We start from the raw sequence: 8,404 nt of genomic DNA, 5'->3' as shown, positions 1-8,404 counted from the left end.
TCGCTGCCACGGCACCCTGGAGTTCGATCTGAACGCCGTCCCTCTCATGCAGGACCGTGACCCGTTCGATAAGGACCCGGATGATCTCCAACGCTCCTGTGAGGATCGACGGGTCCGATAACGCCTTTGCAAGACTAGCAACATTGGAGCGATAGAGCTCGGACAGGTTCGGGTGTAGTCGCACCGGTGAAAACGCAGGCTCGGACAGCGGCGCGTTCTCACCACCCCCGCGGGAAGAGCCCTTCAAGCCTGGCTTGCATCCCCGGGCGTGCGAATGCCCCCTTCGATTGTCTCCTAAAACCCATTCAGTTTACGCGCCGCTTTGTCCCGCTCGGACTGTAGACGGGTCCGGGCTACCTCCGCTGTGCCTGCTTCCGCGTTGGCGGCTTCGCTGAAGGACTTGATAAATGCTGCCACTGCGTCGGGCTGCATCAGACTCTGACGAAGCAAATCCAGAACGGCGTCTTCCAGGGCATTGCAGCGAATAGATTGCCTATGCGAACAAGTGCCGAGTTTGCGAGCGGCGCCCGGCTGTTAGGGAGATACGCTCATTGATCCTTGTCAAGATAAGCGCGGGGATGACGTGGTACAGTCAATGGTAATCTAGGGGGAGATTCATGGAAGAGTTAATTGAAATCGGAAGATCGTTCGTCCAGTCCATGCGTGAGCGCAGAGGCCTTGGAAGTGTTGATGAAATGTATGCCGAAAACGCTCAATCGATTGAGGCAGTTGTGCCTCCGGTCAGACAGTTCCGCGTTTCTAAGGGGCGAGAAGCCATCAAGGGGAAAAGAGAAGATTGGTTGGCCTCGCACGAAATCCAGGAACTCGACGTGGATGGCCCTTATGTCCACCCGCCCAACCGTTTTGGAGTGCGCTTCAGGGCTGAAGTGATTCAGAAGGCCACCGGAGAGCGTATGACCCTGCGCGAGATCGCTGTGTATTCAGTGGCAGAAGGCAAGATTGTGCTGGAAGAGTTCTTCATGCTGCCGAAGTAAGAAGCGCGACCGACAACATTGTCTCTTTGTTGACCTAGTCAGTGCACACGAGTCTTGGACGAAGTGAAATTCCGGACGGAGGCCGGGAATGCAACGCAGAACAGTGGCATATTTTGTAGGAGTTGATTCTGACGACGCTTCGATATTGGAATGCGTGGAAACTGCCCGTAGCCAGAACGTTCACTTGAATTGCATAGTGATCGCAGCTTTACCTAAATTGCCTTACCTAAAGTATGGATCAAACAGGTTCGTTGAGGCGGGTCTTCCTTCAAACTGGTTGGATGTCCTTAACGCAAGAAATGCTGCCTTGAAGTCCCGCGCCACCGAAGTTGAAGCGCTTCTGGCCGCGCGGGGTGTATCGGCAAATGTAAACGCCTTTATTGGATCTGGAACAGAGTTACAGCATCTTGTGGCAGGCCACGCCAAATGCTGTGATATCGCCTTTCTTGACGCTGAGTTGCGAAAAGATCCCGATTTGTTTCATAAGGTCGCGTACGGAGTATTGTTCTATTCACCGGTCGCCCTGATGATCAATGGAGACCCGTTTGCCCAACGTGAACGCATTGTTTTGGCATGGAATGATAGCCTGCCTGCGTCCAGGGCTGCGCATTTAGCTTTACCCTTTTTTCTGGCGGCCAAGGAAGTTGTGGTTGGGTGTTTTGATTTGCGTTCGTCTGATGACGTCGAAGGAGAAGAGCCCAGAACTGACGTTGCTGGATGGCTCCGTCATCACGGTTGCAAAGTGACCGTGTCCCAGTTTCCATGTGGTGGGGACTCGATCGAACACTGCATTCAGGATCGCGCAACAGAATTGGGGGCCGATCTCGTTGTTATGGGCGCTTATGGGCATTCCCATCTGCGTGAGTCACTCTTTGGTGGAACGACGCACGCAATGTTGGAGCAGACAGGGTTGCCAGTGCTTTTCGGACACTGATGAAGTGAACCGGCGACTGTGATTTTCTGGCAAGTACGCGAGCAGCCAGCCGCTATTAGGATATCGCTTGAGATTGATGCTGATTGGCCCGGCCGTTTCCACCAAGGAAATCTATCACAATAGACGTTAATTCGTCCCAATCAGTAAACTCCCGCGCTCCATTTCGTGGATCGATTTTTCGACCCAGTAAGACGACGTGTTTTAGGATTTCCCTCTCAAAATATCCGTAGCTTTCGGGCCTCACCGCGCCTGCGATCAATGCCGTCGCATTTGGTTCCAATCCTGTTCGCATAAGCATTTCTTTGAGATAGTCGCGCGCTTCCTCTCGACCTGAAGCAAAAGCTGCCTTTAGACCGACGGAAAGCACGAGAGATTTTCGTTTCATTAAGGCATCTCTATTTGACGCGACATAAGCCTCAAAGGACTCGGGGTGCCTACGCTCGTGGACCGGAGCCAAGAGAATGACCTTGGCCACATCGTCAAGCGACACGTGGTCGTGCATTTCGTCAGTATTGATCAGCCGTGTGTTGAAGCCGGCTTCCTTCACGATATCGCCGATGAAACGCGCAATCTTTGCCGTCTGACCTTCGACTGTAGCGAAGACGATGAGTACGGTCATTCCGATCCTCCCATAAATCGGTCTGAATAGATTTCCAATTATGAATAAGTGGTGTGTGTTGCCCTTGATCTCCATCAAAGGCGTTACTTGGGAGAGTTGTGGTGCGTCCTGTCTGTCCAAGCAGAGCTTGTTTTTAAGGAAATTCGTAACGGCATGCATCTGCAAGAAAATCTGCCTTTTTTCGGCTGGCAATTACAAGGCTAGCCAAGGCCTAATGGTCTGTCTGGCTACCTTAAGGAAAAGGCCAAGACAGCGACAAAGATTGCAAAGTTGATAAACCACACCGCGAATTTCACCTGTTGGCGTGCGGGCAGGTTTCTAAGCAATCTAATCATAGTCGAACCTTTCAGACAAAATCCGATAGGGCGCAGTGCCCCGCGTGATCAGATGATCTTCGACGGCGTCCATCATGGCAGGCGGGCCGCAGAGAACAAAAAGCCAGCTTTCAAATTGTTCAGAAGACAAATTGCGGTCCAACAGAGGACCGTCGATTAAACCTGTTTCTCCTGACCAATCCTTTGGCGGTTCGGATAGAACAAATACTGTTTCTTCCTTGGACAACTCCCGAGGATAAACAATCTGCTCCTCCACGCGGTTGCCATAGATAAGCTTGAGATCCCGCTGTGTATCACTCAACCGTACCTGTCGCGTGATGCTCAACATCGGCGCGATACCCACACCACCTGCGATCAGAACGATGCCTTTCTCAGGACGGTGGCTGATCGACAAATTTCCGTGTGGGGCATCCAGATAGACCGGGGTGCACGGAGCAATTTGTCCGAGACCGCATGTGAAATCCCCAAGTTCCTTTATCACAAAGGACACTTCGGGGCCTTCAGCTGGTGCTGAACTAATCGAGAATGGGTTTTCGTGCAGCGAGAAAGCACTGTGGCCGACATTTAGCCAAGCAAACTGCCCTGCTTCGAATGTTAGTCCGGTGTGACCATTGGGCTTGAGGCGCAACTCCCATTGCTTAGGTGTTAGCCGACACAGAGAAACAACGCGCCACGGCCTTTTCCTCTGACGCAAAGGGCGAACGAGATAGACATTCAGTAAAGTCCCTGCTGCAATACTTGTCAGAGCAAGCCAGAGATACGTCATTAGCGGATGCCCACCGTAGCGCCCAGCATAGACCGTGTGGTGCAACAGCAGGCATGCAATCACCAAGGCTCCCAGCCCGTGCAAGAGGCGCCATGTCTCGTACCTGTAATCAAGAGATTTACGTGCAATTGCCGAGGCGACCAGAATGAACAGTAAAAAATATGCGCCGATGCCCGACGCCAAGGCAGAAAAGTCGGTCGAAATCGTAAGTTGACTTGTTTCATCCCACGGGCGGCGTCCGCCAGATGGCGTACCCTGGTACAGCAGGGGGTGTATTAGCGCAAAGCCAAGCGCTGTGCGCGCCATCATCTGATGCGCCCGCATGGTCACATCCATACCCAGACCGGAAGAGATGAATCTGAACCGCCCAGACAGCAAGAACTCAACTAGTATTATTGAAAAAGCAAGCATTCCAAGCCCGGACGCGAGCTCTTGATGAAATGATCGCGGTTGCCATCCCAGAGACCAGGAAAACCCCAAGGGGGCCAAGATCAGCAAAACGTAGATCAGCGCCAGATAAGGCCATTTCATACGGCTTTGCTCCAAATTTCTAAAGGTAAGCAACCCGGGCTCATTCAGAATAAACGCTAAGCTGACATGGGGCTCCGATCAAGACTACTGAGATTGGTCTGAATTGCAGCAAGACAGGGCAAGTATGTTTGCCGACTGTTCCCGTTTCTGTTCTTTCGGTCGGTACGTGCGATCTGGCTAAAGCTGAGGCTGCATGCTTGCGCAAGATCAAGGTCATTGACCGCTTTTCCTGTCATAATATTGCGCGCGCGAAATCCGACCAAAGGAGGAGGCTCAAAAAATGCTAGAAGACAAAAAGTCCCCGCAACTTTTCACTGGAACGCATCCGCTCTCCGACAATTTTCGACGTGAAATGGAAACTCTGATGTCGCGGTTTTTTGGGGGAGGATCGCCTTTCCTACCCACGGAAACGGCTGCGCAACGCACGGGTTTTCCGTCTCTTGATATGACAGGCGCGATTTCTCCGGCAATCGATGTCCAAGAGACGGATTCTGCGATAGTCCTGACGGCTGAATTGCCGGGGCTCGAAGAGGATGATGTGGAAATTGAAATCAAGGATCGCAGGCTAATCCTGCGCGGTCAGAAGAAGATTGCGCATGACGAAACGGGCGATCTGCGTGTCAGCGAAAGAAGCTACGGCAGCTTTTCCAGAGCCATGTCGCTGCCAGATACTGTGGAAGTCGACAAGGTTTCAGCAACATTCGACAAGGGTGTTCTGCGTATTCAAATGCCGAAGAGTGAGCCTCAGGATCCAAGCCGTAAGATCAAGGTATCGTCGAAATAGACAGACTGTTGGCGCGATACGGTGCTTGAAAATGCCAAAGCAGAGGGCCGATCATGGATCGGCCTTCTTCGAACTGTGGTCTGATAGTTGTTTTTGGTTGAATCCGGGCAGACATCGCAGGTGCTTGTTTAAATAAGCTTTTTTGTACATTCGCGTCAAACCATGGGTTTGGTGTTGCGGCGTGGTAGAATGCCCTCACGCGTTTGGATAGGGGGCTACAATGCGCAAACCAAAAGTGAGCGACATGACACCCTCAGTGAATGGTGTTGAAGGTGAGGTGAGGGCCTTTCTGGAGAGCCTTACAGGTCCATCGCACGGAAACGTGAACTGGCTTGTCGACAATGCCCTGACTGTCTCTGTTGGTGAAGGCAGGGTGCTAAGCCTGCGTCCTAAAGAGGACCTGCCTCCTCATGACGACGAAATCGCTACCCTTCAGTGGGCTGATGATCGTTATACGATAACCGCTACAGCGGGACGCAATCTGTGGGTGAATGGGCAAAAAACTTCTTCGACGTCTCTTAATCATGGTGACATGATTGAGTTCGGAGAAAAGGGCCCCATGTCTCGGTACAGGTTGTGCGATCACTCATTTCCCGCGCACCATACAGTCGAGGATATCCTCAGCGACGCATATGCTTATACCCGAACGAGCCGTCGACCCTTCGCCAAAAAGATGTCTGGTGCCCTGCGCGATAGTGGGCGGCGGCTTGCCTCTCAAACCACGGTACTGTTCAGGATCACGGTTCTTGCAACACTTCTTGTGATCGCGGGGTTTGGGTACCTGCTTTACCAAAACGACCGGCGCTTGGCGGAGAGTATCGAACAGGAATCCCGCAAGATCGAAGCGGTCGCGGTTATGCTCGCTCAGACGCGGGAAGATGCGTTGACACCTGATGACTTGTCTTCGTTGCGTGACGCTTTCAAGAACCAGCTTGTGACGACCGAACAACGTCTTGGAACCTTGGAACAACAGGCTGGAGCGCCCACGCGGGTGATAGCTGCCTCTACCCGATCTGTCGCTTTCCTTCAGGGGGCTTACGGTCTGCGCCACGTTGAAAGCGGGAAGATTCTACGGCACGTTGTGGGGCCGGACGGCGAAAACCTTAAAACCCCGTTTGGCCAGCCTTGGATCGAACCGGATGGGACCGGCGAACCTGCAGAATTTCAGTTCACCGGAACAGGATTTTTGATTGCTGGGGTACCGTTGATGGCCACCAACCGTCATGTTGCGTTGCCGTGGACATCAGGAGACCGAGAGAAGGCGCTGAGAGACGCGGGTCTTGAGCCAGAGATGTTGAGGCTGCTGGCCTATTTGCCTGATCAAACGGAACCAATAGAGGCGCGGCTGATCCGGTTCAGCGACGCGGCAGACTTGGCGATTTTGGAAGTTGAGCCAAGCCGCGTTCAGGAACTTGGAATTTCGTTGGCGGATACCAAGTCGCGCGTAGGTGAAGAGCTTTATCTGTTGGGATACCCAACGGGTTTGAAAGCACTGATCGCGCAGGCTGGTCCGGGCTTTCTAGAGGGATTGGAGGCAGACGGGACGTTGAACTTTTGGTCGATCGCGTCCCGGCTTTCCACACAAAGCAAGATTCATCCGCTAGCAAGCCGTGGGATCGTTGCGCGGACAAGTGAGAGCGCCATCGTTTATGACGCTGAGACCACGACCGGTGGGAGCGGAGGACCGGTATTGAATCGGCGTGGTAAGGTCGTTGCCATCAATGCTGCGATCCTGCCCGAGTTCGGTGGTTCCAACATCGGCGTCCCGGTCTCACACCTCAGAGCTCTGCTGGAAGAGGTGGAAAGTCAGTGATCATTCGCTCGTTCGAAAACGCGAGATTTGAACAAAAAACACTGTAGCGAGTGGAACGATCACTGAGATCAGTGCCACGCAGATCAGCAGGTATCCAAGTTGACTGTAGTCCGCGGTTGATGTGATCTCACCGGTCTCAGGGTTGGTGACAGCGCGTGTGACGACAAATGTCTGGTTGAGGTACTTTGTGCTGAGGCTGCTGGCCGACAATGCCATGTTGGTAAACGATGCCATCACTGCAAAAAAGGTGGCTTTCAACTGAACGGGTGCATTGCGGGCGATCCAGGCCAACATCGGGACCATAGCAATCTGCCCAAGCGGCGATTCAACGGCTGTATCAAGAATGGCAATGAACCTCGCGTCGACAACTCCGCCGGTACGCGCTGCCGTCCATTCATGCACGCCGTAATACAAGGCGAGGTTGGGCAGGGCGAGAACGCCCGCGGCGATCGTTAACAATACCACCACATGTGCAATAGAGCGATTGGCCATAAATGGCCGGAGAACGATCAACCCCAATAATGCCAGCAGCGAAGTTAATAGTGCCAGGATTGCCAGGAACTGTTCATCGAACTCAAGTTCATCGATTTCAAACCAAGTCAGGCCTGGTCCTGGTAGCGGCACGGCACGGAAAACAAAAATGATTGTTGCCGTCCCGATCAGGGCCTTGGCTTGGGCTGGTTCCAGCTCCTTCAGAAGACGCGACATCAGGTACAGAATTACCGTCAAAGAAACTGCAAAAACAGTCTCTTGCGCAAATTCGAAATCTGCGGTCCCCAGCACGATGCTAAGCAAAACGAATGCAAAGCCACCCAGCAAAATGGACCATTTGACTTCTGTGACTTCATCCGGTGTGTGGGGCGGATGACCCCGCCTGGCAAGTTGACGCTGGATCAAGCTGTGAAGAACGACCCCGCTGACCGACAACACCGGGATGGCCAGAGCTATCAGGTACACTTGGCCATAAAGCGCAAGGCGCTCGGATTTTTGCAGACCTTCAGTTCCAGAGAAAATCCAGATGTTCACAGCCGCAACCGCCGCAAACCCGGAAATGATCGAAACTCTGCCCAAGGTTTGCATTGTCGTGTGCTGTGCACGGGTTTCTTCAGGCGTAAACGGGAGGCCGTGCTGGTTAACCTTGGGGACCGCTTCGACCGTCATGGCATCCGCAACTACGTCTTGAATGGCATAGCCTGAAGGCGCCAGCAGCAGGGCTAGGACATACCAGTCTTCCAGTGGCATGAAATTGGACATCACGGCAGGCGCGGTCACGAGACCGTACATTGTGAGCAAAGACAACGTGATCAGGGATGCGCCAAACAGGATCAGCAGGGACTTCCAGCGCCAAAACAGGTCCACGACATGACCAAGCGGCATTTTGAGGATCCAAGGGATGCCGGCCCAAAATGCCAGTCCTGCAACGAAAGAGGCGGATAAATCGAGATAGTCTTTTAGGAAAAAAGCGCCGACGACCGAGGTCAGGCCGGACACGCCGGCCGCGAAATAGACCATCAATGGCGGCAAATAGGACCATTGCAGCTGCTGAACCAGATCCACAAAGGTTCTATGCCACCAGCCCGAGAGTTTTGATCTTATGGAAGTTTGGTCGGTCGTCATATGCCGTGGT

7 protein-coding genes and 1 pseudogene are annotated in these 8,404 nt (G+C 53.1%); 4 read left to right on the top strand and 4 right to left on the bottom strand.

Annotated features, from left to right (window positions below; all coding sequences use genetic code 11):
• Positions 1-247: pseudogene (locus ACR0DB_RS20610) on the bottom strand (recombinase family protein); the annotation flags it as partial.
• Positions 248-617: 370 nt separating this feature from the next.
• On the opposite strand from ACR0DB_RS20610, the gene ACR0DB_RS20605 reads away from it, so the two are divergent.
• Complete coding sequence (locus ACR0DB_RS20605; RefSeq protein WP_480552690.1) at positions 618-995, top strand: SnoaL-like domain-containing protein; 378 nt, start codon at positions 618-620, stop codon at positions 993-995.
• Positions 996-1,083: 88 nt separating this feature from the next.
• Entirely contained in the window at positions 1,084-1,929 is an 846-nt protein-coding gene (locus ACR0DB_RS20600; protein ID WP_480552689.1) for a universal stress protein, read from the top strand.
• A gap of 55 nt (positions 1,930-1,984) precedes the next feature.
• Here the strand turns inward: ACR0DB_RS20600 and ACR0DB_RS20595 are convergent, their stop codons facing one another.
• Both ACR0DB_RS20595 and ACR0DB_RS20590 read right to left on the bottom strand, forming a co-directional pair.
• Positions 1,985-2,548: a flavodoxin domain-containing protein gene (locus tag ACR0DB_RS20595; protein WP_480552688.1), complete on the bottom strand. Its 564-nt coding sequence runs from the start codon at positions 2,546-2,548 to the stop codon at positions 1,985-1,987.
• Positions 2,549-2,875: 327 nt separating this feature from the next.
• Complete coding sequence (locus ACR0DB_RS20590; RefSeq protein WP_480552687.1) at positions 2,876-4,180, bottom strand: ferredoxin reductase family protein; 1,305 nt, start codon at positions 4,178-4,180, stop codon at positions 2,876-2,878.
• A gap of 280 nt (positions 4,181-4,460) precedes the next feature.
• On the opposite strand from ACR0DB_RS20590, the gene ACR0DB_RS20585 reads away from it, so the two are divergent.
• Positions 4,461-4,964: an Hsp20/alpha crystallin family protein gene (locus ACR0DB_RS20585; protein WP_480552685.1), complete on the top strand. Its 504-nt coding sequence runs from the start codon at positions 4,461-4,463 to the stop codon at positions 4,962-4,964.
• A 220-nt stretch (positions 4,965-5,184) separates the two neighbouring features.
• Positions 5,185-6,777, top strand: a complete 1,593-nt coding sequence (locus tag ACR0DB_RS20580) for a trypsin-like peptidase domain-containing protein (protein ID WP_480552683.1) — start codon at positions 5,185-5,187, stop codon at positions 6,775-6,777.
• On the opposite strand, the gene ACR0DB_RS20575 is transcribed toward ACR0DB_RS20580, so the two are convergent.
• Complete coding sequence (locus ACR0DB_RS20575; RefSeq protein WP_480552681.1) at positions 6,778-8,394, bottom strand: MFS transporter; 1,617 nt, start codon at positions 8,392-8,394, stop codon at positions 6,778-6,780.
• Positions 8,395-8,404: the final 10 nt, after the last annotated feature.

The sequence above is a fragment of the Ruegeria sp. AB6 genome, assembly GCF_056542685.1.
Note: the sequence above shows the minus strand (reverse complement) of the source record. Positions and strands in the feature narration are given on the sequence as shown.